Source organism: Pseudomonas fluorescens, assembly GCF_030344995.1.
Lineage (GTDB): Bacteria > Pseudomonadota > Gammaproteobacteria > Pseudomonadales > Pseudomonadaceae > Aquipseudomonas > Aquipseudomonas fluorescens_BF.
The window spans coordinates 2,336,188-2,351,952 of sequence record NZ_CP128260.1 but is presented as its reverse complement, the minus strand read 5'-3'; the positions used below and the strand labels follow the sequence as shown (position 1 = coordinate 2,351,952).

Here is a 15,765-nt window from a genome sequence, read left to right as displayed (position 1 = left end):
TGGTGGAATGTGAAGTCCCCAATGCGCGCAGGGCCAATCAATGCCGCATGAAGCTGTCGATGATTTCATGTACGCGGATGAACTCTCGCCGCCGCCCATCAGTCAGCTAAATAAGTCCTCAAGCCAAGGCGCGACCCTGCATGCAGATTTCTCTCGCCCGCCAAGTGGCACTCGTCACCGGCGCCAGTTCCGGCATCGGCCACGGCGCCGCCAAAGCCCTGGCCGCTGCCGGTGCTGCCGTCGTCATCAACTACAACCGCCAGGCCGAACCGGCCGAAGCGCTGGCCCGGCAGATCGTCGCAGACGGCGGTCAGGCCATCGCCATTGGCGCGGATGTTTCGAAGGAAGAAGACGTTGAGCGGCTGTTCCAGCAGACCCTCGACACCTTCGGAACGCTGGACATTCTGGTGGCCAATTCCGGCCTGCAAAAAGACGCGGCGGCTGTGGATATGTCGCTGGCCGACTGGAACGCGGTGATCGGCGTCAACCTCACCGGCCAGTTCCTCTGCGCCCGCGCCGCGCTGCGGATCTTCAATCGCCAGGGCGTGCGCGAAGGCGTGTCGCGGGCCGCCGGCAAGATCATCCACATGAGCTCGGTGCATCAGCGCATTCCGTGGGCCGGGCATGTGAACTACGCGGCGTCCAAGGGTGGCGTCGATCAGTTGATGCAGACTTTGGCCCAGGAAGTCAGCCACCAGCGCATCCGCATCAACGGCATCGCACCGGGGGCGATCCGCACGGCCATCAATACGGACGCCACCGAAGGCGACGCCGGCCAGGCCCTGCTCAAACTCATCCCTTACGGGCGCATCGGCGATGTCGAGGACGTGGCCAACGCGGTGGTGTTTCTCGCCTCCGATGCCTCCGACTACATCGTCGGCACCACCCTGTTCATCGACGGCGGCATGAGCCTCTATCCGGAGTTCCGTGGCAATGGCTGAGCATCATTCCGAACGACAAAGCCCCATCGACGCCCACGGCATCATTGGCGACATGCGCAGTGCCGCGTTGGTCAACGACAAGGGCAGCGTGGATTTCTTCTGCTGGCCGGAGTTCGACAGTCCGTCGATCTTCTGCTCGCTGCTGGACACACCCGATGCCGGGATTTTCCAGCTCGCGCCGGACCTGCCCGATGCCCGGCGCGAACAGATTTATCTGCCGGACACCAACGTCCTGCAAACCCGCTGGCTCAGCGACCATGCCGTGGTGGAAATCACCGATCTGCTGCCCATTGGCGACAATGACGATGCCCTGCCGCTGTTAATGCGCCGGGTGCGGGTGGTCAGCGGGCAGGCGACATTTCATCTGCGCTGCGCGGTGCGGCATGACTACGCCCGCGCTCAAACCCGCGCCGCCACCGATAAAAAGGATGTGCTGTTCAGCGCCAGCGGGCAGCCGACATTGCGACTGGCGTCGGACCAAACCTTGAGCGTCGATCAGGAAGCAGCCGTCGGGCAATTCACCCTCAAACAGGATCAAACCGCCGCGTTCATGCTCGGCGACAGCGACGATCCACGCTTTGCCGAAGGCGCCGCGCAGCTGTGCATCGAACGCACTCTGAAGTTCTGGCGCGACTGGATCGGCCAGTCCAACTATCGCGGTCGCTGGCGGGAAATGGTCAACCGCTCGGCCCTCGCCCTGAAGCTGCTGACCTCACGCCAGCACGGCGCAATCCTCGCCGCCGCCACCTTCGGCCTGCCGGAAACGCCCGGCGGCGAACGCAACTGGGACTATCGCTACACCTGGATCCGCGACGCCTCGTTCACCGTCTACGCCTTCATGCGCCTGGGCTTTGTCGACGAAGCCAACGGCTACATGCGCTGGCTGCGCGGGCGGGTCAGCGATTGCAGCGGCCAGCCGATGAAACTCAACATCCTCTACGCCATCGACGGCCGTCAGGAACTGCCGGAAACCGAACTCACGCACTTGTCCGGGCATGGCGGTGCAAAACCGGTGCGCATCGGCAATGGCGCCTACGACCAGATTCAACTGGATATCTTCGGCGAACTGATGGACGCCGTTTATCTGGTCAACAAGTACGGCGACGCGATTTCCCACGAAGGCTGGAAACATGTGATGGAAGTGGTCGATCAGGTCTGTGAGACCTGGCAGACCAAGGATGTAGGCATCTGGGAAATGCGCGGTGAGCAACATCACTTTCTGCACTCGCGACTGATGTGCTGGGTGGCGCTGGACCGGGCGATCCGACTCGCTTCGAAACGTTCGCTGCCGGCGCCCTTCGCCCGCTGGGACCAGACCCGGCAGGCTATTCACGCCGACATCTGGGACAACTTCTGGAACCCGGAGCGCGGGCATTTCGTGCAATACCAGGGCGGCACGGCGCTGGATGGTTCGATGCTGCTGATGCCGCTGGTGCGTTTCGTCAGCGCCAAGGATCCGAAATGGCTGGCGACGCTGGAAGCCATCGAAAAACATTTGGTGCGTGACGGCATGGTTTATCGCTATCGCAACGATGACAGCGGCATCGACGGACTGGCTGGCACCGAAGGCGCCTTCGCCGCGTGCTCGTTCTGGTACGTCGAATGCCTGGCCCGTGCCGGGCAACTGGAAAAGGCTCATCTGGAGTTCGAGCAACTGCTGCGTTATGCCAATCCGCTGGGGTTGTACGCAGAGGAATTCGACAACCGTGGCCGGCATCTGGGCAACACGCCACAGGCGTTGACGCATCTGGCGCTGATCAGCGCAGCGAGTTTTCTGGATCGCAAGTTGAGTGGGGAGAAGAATTACTGGCAGCCGTAGTCATCCTTCTTCGCCAGAGAATGTAAGAAAGATCTCAACTCCAATCGCCGTTTGTAGGATGGCCACCTACGAACGGCAAACACCACCGAGCCTTGTGGTTGAAGAGCTGGCCTACACAATCGATTCTTTTCGATACAACTGGTTGATGGCACGGCCTACAAAAACCTGCCAGCCCCGTGTAACGCTTGGCCCGCAACTCGCACTTACACCCCGAAATACCTTGTTGCCAGCTGTTACATCCCCCCCTACCATCCACTGCAACGGGCACAGCGGAGCTGTCCAATAAAACCCGATTCAAGGAACCAGAATGAACCAACGCATCCACCGCCCCATCGATTCCCCATTGAGGTCCGGCCTGACCCGCAACGAACTGTGGGAAGCCGCCGACAAGGGCCTGATCAAATGCTGGGAAATCGGCCGCCAGCGCGCCACCCGCTTCCCCGACCTCGCCCAACGCTGCAGCGCCGATGAACTGCCGGTGCTGGGCTGGAAAGGCGGGGTCAGCCGCAGTCTGAAAAAGAATGAAAAATACGGATCACTGAAATACCTGGCCCAGTGGCAGGGTTTGCGTGGGGAAGATCTGGATATTGATCTGGGTGCCGAACGAGTCATGACCTGTTCGCGGACGAAGATGGTGGTGACGTTTACGCCGGATCGCAGCAAGTATTTCAATCAGGTGGCGGAAGCTGAAACTTGAGGAACCCCGTATGACCCAAGCCGTGATGCAGTTTTGCAAGACTGAAAGTCTGACCATCGCCTACGAGCATCACGGCCCGCAAAACGGCACGCCGATCATCCTGCTTCACGGTTTCCCCTACTCCCCCCGCGCCTACGACGAAATCGCCCCGCCCCTCGCCGCTGAGGGGTACCGGGTGATCGTGCCGTACCTGCGCGGTTACGGGCCGACCCATTTCAATAGCCCGCACACGCTGCGCTCCGGCCAGCAAGCGGCGCTGGCGCAGGATCTGCTGGATCTGATGGATGCGCTGGGTATCGAGCAAGCGACGTTGTGCGGTTATGACTGGGGCGGTCGGGCGGCGTGCATTTTGGCGGCGTTGTATCCCGAGCGCGTGCGCGGGTTGGTGACGGGCGATGGCTACAACCTGCAAGACATTCCGCATTCGATCCAGCCGCTGGATCCCGAGACCGAGCATCGCTTCTGGTATCAGTATTACTTCCACACGCCCCGTGGCGTTGAAGGGCTGACGCAGAATCGCCGGGCGCTGTGCGAGTTGCTGTGGCAGTTGTGGTCGCCGACCTGGGCGCGGAACGCCGAGCGTTATCCGCTGAGCGCGCCGGCGTTCGACAACCCGGATTTCGTCGAGGTGGTGATTCACTCTTATCGCCATCGCTTCATGTATGCGCCGGGCGATCCGGCGCTGGAGTGGATGGAGCAGGTGCTGGAGAAACAACCGGCGATCGGCGTGCCGACGATTTCGCTGTGCGGTGCGGATGATGGCGTGGGCCCGGCGCCGGAAGACGATGAAGATGCGCACCACTTCACCGGGTCTTACGAGCGGCGGGTACTGGCCGGTGTCGGGCACAACATTCCGGAAGAAGCGCCGGGCGAAACGCTCAAGGCATTACTGGATCTGCTCCAGCGCTGACCGAAAACCGCTCCCGATAAGCCTGCGGCGTCACCCCCATGGCCCGCAGGAAACTACGTCTCAAGGTCTCTTCACTGCCAAATCCACAATTGGCCGCGACCCGTTTGATCGGCAATCCGGTATCGCTCAGCAACCGGCGCGCGGTTTCGACGCGGATCAGTTCGATGGCCCGGGCCGGGGTCTGGCCGGTGTCGGCGCGGTAGTGGCGCACGAAGCTGCGTTCGCTCATGCCGGCCTGTTCGGCGAGGGTCGGGATGCCCAGGTCGCAGGTCAGGTGTTCGGCGATCCACGCGTGTAAATCGTCGAAGCGGTTGCCCTGTTTTTGCAGTGACAGCGTCACGCTGAATTGCGACTGCCCGCCCGGGCGTTTGAGGAACACCACCAGTTGCCGGGCGACGTCCAGGGCCATGTCGCGACCGAGGTCGTCTTCGACCATGGCCAGTGCCAGGTCGATGCCGGCGGTGACGCCCGCCGAGGTCCAGACCGGGCCGTCGTTGATGAAGATCGGATTGGGCTCGACCTGCAAACGCGGGTGTTGCTGTGCCAGTTGCTCGCAACGGGTCCAGTGGGTGACGACTCGTCGACCGTCGAGCCAGCCGCTGGCCGCCAGCAGAAATGCGCCGGTGCAGACCGATGCCACCCGCCGGCATCCGTTGGCGTGTTCACGCACCCAGTTCACCAGCTCGGCGTCTTCGGCAGCGGCGTAAACGCCCCAGCCGCCGGCGATGATCAGGGTATCGCTGGGCTGTTTTGGCAGCGGTTCGGCCAGCATCGCCAACCCGGCAGAAGAGTTCACCGCCCCACCGCCGCTGGCAATGACCGTTGGCGCATAAGGCGCAGGCAAACCCTGCTGGCGGGCGATGTCGTTGGCCGAGGCGAAGACCTGCAACGGTCCGGTGACATCGAGCAGTTGCACATTGGCGAACGCGAGGACGTGGATGGTTTTCGGCATTTGGCGTAATTCGTGGGCTGATTGGCGTATGCGCCAAAACCTACGCGCCTACAGTGAAGCCGTCTACCCCCCTTTTCACGGAGAAGAACCATGGCGTTGCAGATCGGTTTTCTGTTGTTTCCCCAGGTGCAGCAACTCGACCTGACCGGCCCGTACGACGTGCTGGCCTCGCTGCCGGACGTGCAGGTGCATCTGGTCTGGAAGGATCTGGTGCCGGTCACCGCCAGCACCGGGCTGGTGCTGAAACCGACCACTACGTTCGAGGACTGCCCGGCTCTGGATGTGATCTGCGTACCCGGCGGTGCCGGGGTCGGGCCGTTGATGGAAGATGAACAGACGCTGGCGTTCATCAAGTCGCAAGCCGCAACGGCGCGGTACGTGACGTCGGTATGCACCGGATCGCTGGTGCTCGGGGCGGCGGGTCTGTTGCAGGGTAAACGGGCGACTACGCACTGGGCGTATCACGATCTGCTGCCGACACTGGGCGCGATTGCGGTGAAGGATCGGGTGGTGCGTGACGGTAATCTGTTTACCGGGGGCGGCATCACGGCGGGGATCGATTTTGCCCTGACGCTGGCGCAGGAGCTGGTCGGTGTCGATACGGCGCAATTGGTGCAGTTGCAGCTGGAATATGCGCCGGCGCCGCCGTTTGATTCGGGTAGCCCGGAGACGGCGCCGAGTGCTGTTGTCGATGAGGCGCGCAAGCGTGCAGCGCCGTCGCTGAAACTGCGTCGGGAAATCACCGAGCGCGCTGCGGCGAAATTGAACCTGCGCTGATCTTTCAGCCTTACACGAATCCCTGTGGGAGCTGCGGTGCGACGATTCGACTTGCCAGCGATGGCGGCGCATCAGTCGATGAAGATGTCGGCTGTACAGGCCTCATCGCTGGCAAGCCAGCTCCCACAGGTGATTGTGTCAGCAACAGGTTTGCGTGTTGTCCCGGTTTCCCACACACCTTCACTTGTCCCCTCGCCCCCACCCGTGTAGAAAGCCTGTCCACAAATCGTGCACAAGGACTTTCCATGACAGCTCTGCCATGGCTCTATCTCGGGCTTCTCAGCCTTGGTTACGGATTGGCGCTGAGTTTCGGCCAGCTCGACTGGCTGGCGCTGATCTCCATTGCACTGCTGGTTTTCGCCGGTTACGCCGTGCGCCAGCAAACCGTGCCGGTCGGGCGTTTTCTCGGCCATGGCCTGTTTATCGTGCTGGCTCTGGCGCTGGCCCTGCACTGGCTGCCGGGCTTCTACAACGGCCGGGCCATCGAGCCCCAGCGCTTCACCGACAACGCCGTGCCGTTCTCGATGTACCTGAATCTCGACAAACCACTGATTGGCATTTGGCTGTTGCTGGTCTGCCCGTGGATCGTCGCGCGGCGTTCGTTGCGCCTGACGGTGTACGCCACCGCGCTGGCACTGACGCTGAGCGTGATTCTGGCGTTGGGCGGCGCGGTGTTGCTCGGCATGATCACCTGGGCGCCGAAATGGCCGGATCAGGCGTGGCTGTGGGTGTTGAACAACCTGCTGCTGGTGACGCTGGTCGAAGAAGCGCTGTTTCGCGGCTATATCCAGGGCGGCCTGAGCCAGCGTTTCAAACACCTGCCCTACGGCGAAAATCTTGCGCTGCTGCTGGCGTCCCTGTTGTTCGGCCTGGTGCATGTGGGCGCCGGTTGGCAATGGGTGTTGCTGGCGAGCCTGGCGGGTGTCGGCTATGGTCTGGCCTACCGTTTTGGCGGGCTCGGTGCGGCGATCGCCACGCATTTTGGCCTCAACCTGCTGCATTTCGGCCTGTTCACTTATCCGATGCTCGCCGGTTGAAGCAAGGGCCGTTTTGCGACGCCGTACATATAAATGAAAAAAAATTTCAATAAATGGCCGACCCCGCCGACAACCTTTCAAAGCCTTGCGGATTGAAAAACCATGCGTAATAACCAGCCCATTACACAACGCGAACGGACTTTCCCGGCTCAGCAACGGTTGATTTCCACAACCGACGCCAAGGGCGTGATCACCTACTGCAACGACGCTTTCGTCGAAATCAGCGGGTTTTCGCGTGAGGAACTGATCCGTGCGCCGCACAACCTGGTTCGTCACCCCGACGTCCCGGCTGCGGTGTTTTCGCACATGTGGGGCACACTGAAACAAGGCTTGCCATGGATGGGCATTGTCAAGAATCGCTGCAAGACCGGTGATCATTACTGGGTGAACGCCTACGTAACGCCGGTGTTCGATGGCAGTCAGGTGGTCGGTTACGAGTCGGTGCGGGTCAAGCCGTCCGCCGAACAGATCCGCCGTGCCGAAGCGCTCTACCAACGCATCAACCAGGGCAAGTCGGCGATTCCTTCGAGCGACAAATGGCTGCCGATCGTTCAGGACTGGCTGCCGTTCATTCTGGTCAGCCAGTTGAGCTTCATGATCGGCGCCACCCTGAACTCGCAGTGGGGCTTCGCCCTCGCCGCCGGTCTGTCGGTGCCACTGGGCCTGCTGGGCCTGCAATGGCAACAACGCGGGCTCAAGCGCCTGCTGCGTCTGGCCGAGCAGACCACGTCCGACCCGTTGATCGCGCAGATGTACACCGACAGCCGTGGTGCCCAGGCGCGTCTGGAGATGTCGATCCTCAGCCAGGAAGCCCGCCTGAAAACCTGCCTGACCCGTCTGCAGGACACCGCCGAGCACCTGACCGATCAGGCCAAACAGTCCGACGCCCTGGCGCACAACAGCTCCAGCGGTCTGGAACGTCAACGCGTGGAAACCGAACAGGTCGCCACCGCCGTCAACCAGATGGCCGCCACCACGCAAGAAGTGGCGAGCCACGTACAACGCACCGCCGACGCCACCCAGGAAGCCAACCGCCTGACCGGTCGCGGCCGCGACATTGCCGGCGAAACCCGCGAAGCCATCCAGCGTCTGTCGGTCGTCGTCGGCGAAACCGGCCTGACTGTCACGCAACTGGCCAAGGACAGCGACGAAATCGGTGGCGTGGTCGACGTGATCAAAGGCATCGCCGACCAGACCAACCTGCTCGCGCTCAACGCTGCGATTGAAGCCGCGCGTGCCGGCGAGATGGGCCGTGGTTTTGCGGTAGTCGCCGACGAAGTCCGCCAACTGGCACAACGCACCAGCGAATCCACCGGCCAGATCCACGCCCTGATCGCCAAGCTGCAACAGACTGCCTCCAGCGCCGTACAAACCATGGAAGCCGGCCATCGCCAGGCGGAAGAAGGTGTGGCGCGGGTACTGGAAGCGGATCAGGCCCTGGTGGGCATCAGCGAAGCGGTGGCCAACATCACCGACATGACCACCCAGATCGCCGCCGCGACCGAAGAGCAAAGTGCCGTGGCTGAAGAAATCAGCCGCAACATCAGCAACATCTCGGAACTGGCGGACCAGACCTCGGAACAGGCGCATAACTCGGCGTTGCTGAGTGAAGAGCTGACCAAGACTGCTAATACGCAGTATTCGTTGGTGGAGCGGTTTAACCGCTGATTGATCTGCAATACAAAAAACCCGGATAGCGAGAGCTTCCGGGTTTTTTATTGTGGCTCACCGCGTGACTACACATAGGGGCGCTATGCCCTACAAGAACGCCAGAATCCGCTGACTGGTGCATCTTTGGGGTCGGCTCTATCGTTTGCCGGTAGAAATCCAATCCCTTAAGCTGGTCAGTATGAATACATCTCCTTTGGAGGCTCCGATGGCCACCACCAGAAAGATCGACAAGCCAGTCAAAAAAGTCATTCGCGATGAACTGACTTTTCTTGATGTCCGGCAAGCCGCGCGTGATGGGCAGAAAGCGTTCGATAAATATGTGATCACTGGCAAGCTACCCATAACAAAGTAGCCATAGATGCCAGCAGTCAAAATCTCTGCGCTTTTCGAACAAATCAACAACTGGAAAAACTTCGCCGCTCATTTTTATAACTACAAAGTGTGCGGTGAACTGCCCGCTATTTTCGGGCGAGACGAACGACTCGATCTCAGCGATATGCATCATATCCACCTGGCCAGCACTCAAGCGACCCAGACGCGGTGGGCAAAAATAGACCGTCAGTATTATCGAACTGCCCTGGTTGACGATCCTGACAACGACTTCTGGCTTATCTACGCCTACGATGCTTTCCGGGATGAATACCTTTTGCTGACAATCACTGGCCCGGATGCCCATAACCGGAGTGAGTGGGGTTCATTTCTGCGTACGGTGCATTGCGAGATTGTTGAGCCATGGGTTGTGGGAAAAGTCGTCTATTCCGACCTTGAGGACTTTTGATCAGTTGGCTGACCAATTCTTGGACCACGCCTGTAGCAAGGCAATAAAAAACCCGGATAGCGAGAGCTTCCGGGTTTCTTATTGCCTTGGTAGTTACTCCTTCGGCACGAGGTTATCCAGTGCCTGATTCACCGCCAGTTCGCCCAACATCACCACTTGCGCAATGCCCAACAGGGTCTTGCGGTTCGGCCCTTCCAGCAGGCCGGCAAAGTCACCGAGCATGACCGTGGCTGACGCGAGGGATTCGCAGGCGTTGGCCAGCAAGGACTCCGTGTCGGTTTGCGGGTTGACCATGAACATGTCGTTAGGGGTGTAGGGCGTGGCCATGATCTTGGCTGCGGGGGTCAAGTAATAGTCGAGGGCGCGTTCGGCCGCGTCGTGGAGTTTTCTTGAATCGGGAAATTCGTACGGGGACACCGGATCTTCTAACGGTGGAATGACGGTCGTGGACATCAGCTGGAACTCCGGACAAGAGTCGCTTGAGGATTTGTGTAGACAGCTGCCAGGCAGTGAGGGGACAAGCCCCTCACCGAGGCGGCAACTACCGCGAGACGTGATGGTTATCCAGCACACGATTGACCAGCAGCTCACTCAGCATGATGACCTGCTGCAGAATCTGCATCGCCTTGCGCTGCGACGGATCGACGGTGTTGCCGAGGTCCCGGGCCATGTCACTGGCCGACGACAGCGTTTCGCACGCTTCGACCAGCAGCGTTTCGTCATCCATGGTTGGGTTGACCAGATAGATCTTGCCCGGCTTGCGCGATGGCTTGGACGTCTTCTGTGCCCCAGGATCGAGGTAATGATTGATCGCCCGCTCGGTGGCCGTTTTTATGTTTTCGGCTTCGAGTGCGGCGTCGTAGGGGATTGAATCGGTTTCTGGTGGGTTTGGTGTGGCTTTGAACATAGATAGAACTCCAATTTGAAAAATAGGAGCCATCACCCTCGCTACCAAACGGCGGGTGGCGGCCATGCGCGGGTTGGTAGACCGGTCAAATCGGGAAACCCGGCGCTCACAGAGGAGCCCCACGCATGCCCACCATACAAAGCCATACCCAAAAAAAGAGACGGCATTTAGGGTGTCGCTACAACGACAATTTGAGACGGGCTACCAAACCCGATCACTGTTTTTCAGTGACAGGGAAACGATATAGCCCGCCCCATAGCCGCGTAAGCCGGCGGATTCTGGCGTACGCGTAGGCAACGACGCAAGGTGTTGTAGCCCTTATGGCGTAACGGGTCGTGTACTTTAAACGTGGTCACGCGATCGTGTTTATTCGCTGGAAATGCCGGGGTGGGGGGGGCTTTCAGTTTTGGTGGTGTGTCAGTGAAACCTTCCCCCTCACCCTAGCCCTCTCCCCGAGGGAGAGGGGACTGACCGAGGTGTTTGGGGGAGGTACGCCGACGTGGGATACCGAGGTGAACTCAGTTTTTTGAAAGCACCTCAATCTGCCTCTCACCTAAGGGAGAGGGACTGACCGAGGTGTTTGGGTGAGGTACGCCGACGTGGGATATTGAGTTGAACTCAGGTTTTGAACAGCACTTCAATCCGCTTCTCACCACTCAACAGGATGAGCGTTAGCTCGGCTGCAGCTTTTGATCTTGATCCACGGGCGACGTCGGAAGGCTGAGTGGAGGGATTTATCCGGGGGTGGGAGCGCAGCGACCGTTTGGCGAAGCCAAACACATCGAGAGGAGGTGCAGCGAAGCAAACCGTAGGCGATGCCCCCCGGATGAATTCCGGAGCGAAGGAACCCCGAGCTTTAGCGAGCGGGCCGGACGTAGGAGCAAGCGTTTTTTTGCTTACTTTTTTTAGGCGTTTGTAAAAAAAGTGAGTCGCCGTAAGGGCGAAACCCTAGGTGGGCTTGACCGCAGCAACGGATATGCGCACAGATCGAAAAGTGTGTCGTGTTCAAGATCGATCCCCCTCACCCCAGCCCTCTCCCCCAAGGGGGCGAGGGGAAAGGGAGCCGATCTTCATCTGGTTCAGGATTTCGGTACACCCTTGAGAAACGCGGCTACTTTCTGTGCGGCGCTGGCCAAATGCTGTTCATGGGTAAACCCGGAAACCTTCAATGGCTTGAGGTCATGATCGCCGGCCGCTAGCCAAGTCACCTCAATACTCGGCGATAGATCGTAAGCCCCGACAGCGTCCCGATTGCCCAGAGCATCCCGCTCCCCCTGAACAATCAACGTCCGAGTCTGCAAAGAAGCCAGATGCTCAACCCGAGGCTTCTCCGGTTTCCCAACCGCATAAAACGGATACCCCAGACAAACCAACGCATCCGCGCCAAGCTCATCGGCAAGCAGACTGGCCATCCGCCCCCCCATCGACTTCCCGCCAACCGCCAAAACCCCAGCGACATGAAGTCGCACCAAGCCATAAACCTCACGCCAACATTCCAGCAACTTCGGCGCCGGATTCGGCGGACGTTTGCTGCCATCAACCCGCCGCTGCGCCATATAAGGAAACTCAAACCGCAACACGTTGATACCAAGCCCGGCAAGGCGCCCAGCCACATCCGTCATCCACTCACTGTCCATCGGCGCCCCCGCCCCATGCGCGAGAATGAGCGTCGCCGAAGCCTCCCCAACAGCGGCATCCCAAAGCCACCCGTGATCCCGCAGGCACTGCGCCCATTGATCCCCGTCAATACTGGCCTTGTGCTGTTTGTCCATGCTTGCCTCGCTTTTAGTCTGCCTATAACTCCAGGCGAAGGATTCGCGGCGTTTTCTGCGCGCGCTCACTTCGGCTGAACCGTGGATGGGGAACCATGAACACTTCTATCAGTACCGCCTACAACTACAAGGTGGTCCGCCAATTCGCCATTATGACGGTGGTGTGGGGCATCGTCGGCATGGGGCTCGGGGTTTTTCTCGCGGCTCAATTGGTCTGGCCCGAACTCAACTTCAACCTGCCGTGGACCAGCTTCGGACGCCTGCGCCCGCTGCACACCAACGCGGTGATCTTCGCGTTCGGCGGCTGTGCCTTGTTCGCCAGTTCGTTCTACTCGGTGCAGCGCACCTGCCAGACCCAATTGTTTGCGCCGAAAATCGCCGCCTTCTGCTTCTGGGGCTGGCAACTGGTGATCCTGCTGGCAGCCATCAGCCTGCCGCTGGGTTACACCAGTTCCAAGGAATACGCCGAGCTGGAATGGCCGATCGACATCCTGATCACCATCGTCTGGGTCGCCTACGCCATCGTGTTCTTCGGCACGATCATGCAGCGCAAGACCAAGCACATTTATGTGGGCAACTGGTTCTTCGGCGCGTTCATCATCACCGTGGCGATTCTGCACATCGTCAACAACCTTGAGTTGCCGGTGAGTTTCACCAAGTCCTACTCGGTGTACGCCGGTGCAACCGACGCGATGGTGCAATGGTGGTACGGCCACAACGCCGTAGGCTTTTTCCTCACCGCCGGTTTCCTCGGGATGATGTACTACTTCGTGCCGAAACAGGCCGAACGTCCGGTGTATTCGTATCGCCTGTCGATCGTGCACTTCTGGGCACTGATCACCCTGTACATCTGGGCCGGCCCGCACCACTTGCACTACACCGCGCTGCCGGACTGGGCGCAGTCGCTGGGCATGGTGATGTCGCTGGTTCTGCTGGCACCGAGCTGGGGCGGCATGATCAACGGCATGATGACTCTCTCGGGCGCCTGGCATAAGTTGCGCAGCGACCCGATCCTGCGCTTCCTGGTGGTGTCGCTGGCGTTCTACGGCATGTCGACCTTCGAAGGTCCGATGATGGCGATCAAGACGGTGAACGCCCTCTCCCACTACACCGACTGGACCATTGGCCACGTACACGCCGGCGCGCTCGGCTGGGTGGCGATGATTTCCATCGGGGCGCTGTACCACATGATCCCGAAAATCTTCGGCAAAGAGCAGATGCACAGCATCGGCCTGATCAACGCGCACTTCTGGCTCGCGACCATCGGCACCGTGCTCTACATCGCTTCGATGTGGGTCAACGGCATCGCCCAGGGCCTGATGTGGCGTGCGGTGAACGAGGACGGCACGCTGACCTACTCCTTCGTCGAAACCCTGGTGGCCAGCCACCCTGGCTTCGTCGTGCGGCTGATTGGCGGGGCGATCTTCCTCAGCGGCATGTTCCTGATGGCTTACAACACCTGGCGCACCGTGCGGGCCTCGCAGCCTGCTGACGTCGTTGCTGCCGCGCAGATGGCCTGAGGAGTCCGCCATGAAACACGAAACGATTGAAAAGAACGTCGGCCTGCTGATGCTGCTGATGGTGTTCGCCGTGAGTATCGGCGGCCTGACCCAGATCGTCCCGCTGTTCTTCCAGGACGTGACCAACAAACCGGTGGAAGGCATGAAGCCCTACACCGCGCTGCAACTGGAAGGCCGTGACATCTACATCCGCGAAGGCTGCGTTGGTTGCCACTCGCAGATGATCCGTCCGTTCCGCGCCGAAACCGAACGCTACGGCCACTACTCGGTAGCCGGCGAGAGCGTGTGGGATCACCCGTTCCTGTGGGGCTCGAAACGTACCGGTCCGGACCTGGCCCGGGTTGGCGCGCGCTACTCGGATGACTGGCATCGTGCGCACTTGTACAACCCGCGCAACGTTGTACCGGAATCGAAGATGCCGGCCTACCCATGGCTGGTCACCCAACCGGTCGACAGCAGCCACACCGAAACCAAGCTCAAGGTCATGCGCACCCTCGGCGTGCCGTACACCGACGACGACATCAGCGGCGCGGTGGCCAGCCTCAAGGGCAAGACCGAAATGGACGCCCTCGTCTCCTACCTGCAAGTGCTTGGCACTGCGATCAAGAGCAAGAGGTGAGTCCGATGGTCATTGAAATGAGCGCGGGCCTCATACGAGGCCTCGGCACGGTCGTGGTGTTCGTGGCCTTCGTCGGCCTGACCCTGTGGGTGTTCAACCGCAAGCGCACGCCGGAATTCGCCGAAGCGCGCCTGCTGCCGTTTGCCGACGAGCCGCAACCCGACCCAACCCAAGCATCTGAAACAAGGAGTACCCGGCCATGACCACCTTCTGGAGTACGTGGATCTGCGTACTGACCATCGGCAGCCTGATCGGCCTGACCTGGCTGCTGGTCGGCACCCGTCGGGGCGAGACCAAGGGCAGCGTCGACCAGACCATGGGCCACAGCTTCGACGGCATCGAGGAGTACGACAACCCGCTGCCGCAGTGGTGGTTCATGCTGTTCGCCGGCACGCTGGTGTTTTCCGTGGGCTATCTGATCCTTTATCCGGGCCTCGGTAACTGGAAAGGCATCCTGCCCGGCTACGAGGACGGCTGGACCGGCGTTCACGAGTGGGAAAAGGAAATGAGCAAGGCCGACGCCAAGTTCGGGCCGATCTTCGCCAAATTCGCCGCCATGCCGGTGGAAGAAGTGGCGAAGGATCCGCAGGCGCTGAAAATGGGTGGCCGTCTGTTCGCCTCCAACTGCTCGGTGTGCCACGGCTCGGATGCCAAGGGCGCGTTCGGCTTCCCTAACCTTGCCGACAAGGACTGGCGTTGGGGCGGCAGTGCCGAGACGATCAAGACCACCATCATGGGTGGCCGGATGGCAGCGATGCCGGCGTGGGGCGAAGTGCTGGGCGAGGCTGGGGTGAAAAACGTCGCCGCCTATGTGCGTCATGAACTGGCGGGGCTGCCACTGCCGGCGGACAACAAGGCTGATCTTCAAGCGGGTCAGCAGGCGTTCAGCACAACCTGCACCGCATGTCACGGGGCAAACGGCCAGGGCACCGAAGCCATGGGCGCCCCGAACCTGACGCACCCGGCCGGTTTCATCTACGGCACCAGCCTGACCCAACTCGAGCAGACCATTCGCCATGGCCGTCAAGGCCACATGCCAGCTCAGAGCGAGCTGCTGGGCAACGATAAAGTGCAATTACTAGCCGCTTATGTGTACAGCCTTAGCAATGGATTGAATACAGAAAAACTGATTACTGAGGACAATAAAAAGTAATCATTGCGCACAAGACTGCCGCACGTTTCCAGTGCGGCAGTTTCCAGCCCCTTTGCGACGCATTGTCGCACCCCTTCACCCCCTCTCCTTTCGGTTACCCGGATTCGGGTCTACGCTTGCTCGAGGCGGACTGGCCCGTGCCGGTTCCCGGTCGACCCCGAGCGAGGCGTTGAACGAATCGGCTGACTGACATGGCCGCAAAGGCCGGTAGA

Annotated in this window: 17 protein-coding genes; 13 read left to right on the top strand and 4 right to left on the bottom strand. The window is 60.5% G+C overall.

Translation table 11 applies throughout. The annotated features are described in order from the left end of the window. The first annotated feature begins 140 nt into the window (after positions 1-140). The 4 genes from QR290_RS10760 (at position 141) to QR290_RS10745 (ending at position 4,367) form a co-directional block, all read left to right on the top strand. Positions 141-941: a glucose 1-dehydrogenase gene (locus QR290_RS10760; protein ID WP_289204865.1), complete on the top strand. Its 801-nt coding sequence runs from the start codon at positions 141-143 to the stop codon at positions 939-941. Next, positions 934-2,760: a glycoside hydrolase family 15 protein gene (locus QR290_RS10755; protein ID WP_289204864.1), complete on the top strand. Its 1,827-nt coding sequence runs from the start codon at positions 934-936 to the stop codon at positions 2,758-2,760. The genes QR290_RS10760 and QR290_RS10755 overlap by 8 nt, the downstream gene beginning before the upstream one ends. A gap of 307 nt (positions 2,761-3,067) precedes the next feature. Beyond that, a complete protein-coding gene (locus QR290_RS10750) occupies positions 3,068-3,457 on the top strand; it encodes a hypothetical protein (protein ID WP_115077170.1) in 390 nt (129 codons plus the stop codon). Between the two features lie 10 nt (positions 3,458-3,467). Beyond that, positions 3,468-4,367, top strand: a complete 900-nt coding sequence (locus QR290_RS10745; protein ID WP_289204863.1) for an alpha/beta fold hydrolase — start codon at positions 3,468-3,470, stop codon at positions 4,365-4,367. Here the strand turns inward: QR290_RS10745 and QR290_RS10740 are convergent. Continuing rightward, the gene (locus QR290_RS10740; RefSeq protein WP_289204862.1) at positions 4,336-5,319 is read right to left on the bottom strand and encodes a GlxA family transcriptional regulator; all 984 of its coding nucleotides are present in this window, start codon (positions 5,317-5,319) and stop codon (positions 4,336-4,338) included. The two genes, QR290_RS10745 and QR290_RS10740, sit on opposite strands and share 32 nt — an antisense overlap. Before the next feature lie 90 nt (positions 5,320-5,409). Between QR290_RS10740 and inhA the strand changes: the two genes are divergently transcribed. The 5 genes from inhA (at position 5,410) to QR290_RS10715 (ending at position 9,582) form a co-directional block, all read left to right on the top strand. Continuing rightward, positions 5,410-6,096, top strand: a complete 687-nt coding sequence (gene inhA / locus QR290_RS10735) for an isonitrile hydratase (RefSeq protein WP_289204861.1) — start codon at positions 5,410-5,412, stop codon at positions 6,094-6,096. A gap of 245 nt (positions 6,097-6,341) precedes the next feature. Beyond that, positions 6,342-7,133 (top strand): CPBP family intramembrane glutamic endopeptidase, encoded by a 792-nt coding sequence (locus tag QR290_RS10730; protein WP_289204860.1) that lies wholly within the window; start codon positions 6,342-6,344, stop codon positions 7,131-7,133. A 102-nt stretch (positions 7,134-7,235) separates the two neighbouring features. After that, positions 7,236-8,801: a methyl-accepting chemotaxis protein gene (locus QR290_RS10725; protein ID WP_085711948.1), complete on the top strand. Its 1,566-nt coding sequence runs from the start codon at positions 7,236-7,238 to the stop codon at positions 8,799-8,801. Between the two features lie 208 nt (positions 8,802-9,009). Beyond that, the gene (locus QR290_RS10720) at positions 9,010-9,156 is read left to right on the top strand and encodes a hypothetical protein (RefSeq protein ID WP_165369536.1); all 147 of its coding nucleotides are present in this window, start codon (positions 9,010-9,012) and stop codon (positions 9,154-9,156) included. A 6-nt stretch (positions 9,157-9,162) separates the two neighbouring features. Continuing rightward, positions 9,163-9,582, top strand: coding sequence for a type II toxin-antitoxin system YafO family toxin (locus QR290_RS10715; protein ID WP_289204859.1), 420 nt, complete (start codon positions 9,163-9,165; stop codon positions 9,580-9,582). A 93-nt stretch (positions 9,583-9,675) separates the two neighbouring features. On the opposite strand, the gene QR290_RS10710 is transcribed toward QR290_RS10715, so the two are convergent. The 3 genes from QR290_RS10710 to QR290_RS10700 form a co-directional block, all read right to left on the bottom strand. Continuing rightward, positions 9,676-10,035 (bottom strand): DUF6124 family protein, encoded by a 360-nt coding sequence (locus tag QR290_RS10710; protein ID WP_265811818.1) that lies wholly within the window; start codon positions 10,033-10,035, stop codon positions 9,676-9,678. 88 nt (positions 10,036-10,123) lie between these two features. After that, on the bottom strand, positions 10,124-10,489 hold the full coding sequence (locus QR290_RS10705) for a DUF6124 family protein (protein ID WP_039767501.1): 366 nt from the start codon (positions 10,487-10,489) through the stop codon (positions 10,124-10,126). A gap of 1,079 nt (positions 10,490-11,568) precedes the next feature. Beyond that, the gene (locus tag QR290_RS10700) at positions 11,569-12,261 is read right to left on the bottom strand and encodes an alpha/beta family hydrolase (RefSeq protein WP_289204858.1); all 693 of its coding nucleotides are present in this window, start codon (positions 12,259-12,261) and stop codon (positions 11,569-11,571) included. Between the two features lie 95 nt (positions 12,262-12,356). On the opposite strand from QR290_RS10700, the gene ccoN reads away from it, so the two are divergent. Genes ccoN through ccoP form a run of 4 tightly spaced genes read left to right on the top strand, consistent with a single transcriptional unit; the run spans position 12,357 to position 15,553 of the window. Continuing rightward, positions 12,357-13,781 (top strand): cytochrome-c oxidase, cbb3-type subunit I, encoded by a 1,425-nt coding sequence (ccoN, locus tag QR290_RS10695; RefSeq protein ID WP_007960356.1) that lies wholly within the window; start codon positions 12,357-12,359, stop codon positions 13,779-13,781. Positions 13,782-13,791: 10 nt separating this feature from the next. Continuing rightward, positions 13,792-14,400 (top strand): cytochrome-c oxidase, cbb3-type subunit II, encoded by a 609-nt coding sequence (gene ccoO / locus QR290_RS10690; RefSeq protein ID WP_007960355.1) that lies wholly within the window; start codon positions 13,792-13,794, stop codon positions 14,398-14,400. A 5-nt stretch (positions 14,401-14,405) separates the two neighbouring features. Further along, positions 14,406-14,603, top strand: a complete 198-nt coding sequence (locus QR290_RS10685; protein ID WP_064378782.1) for a cbb3-type cytochrome oxidase subunit 3 — start codon at positions 14,406-14,408, stop codon at positions 14,601-14,603. After that, on the top strand, positions 14,600-15,553 hold the full coding sequence (gene ccoP / locus QR290_RS10680; RefSeq protein ID WP_289204857.1) for a cytochrome-c oxidase, cbb3-type subunit III: 954 nt from the start codon (positions 14,600-14,602) through the stop codon (positions 15,551-15,553). Before QR290_RS10685 ends, ccoP begins: the two co-directional genes overlap by 4 nt. The last annotated feature ends 212 nt before the right edge of the window (positions 15,554-15,765 follow it).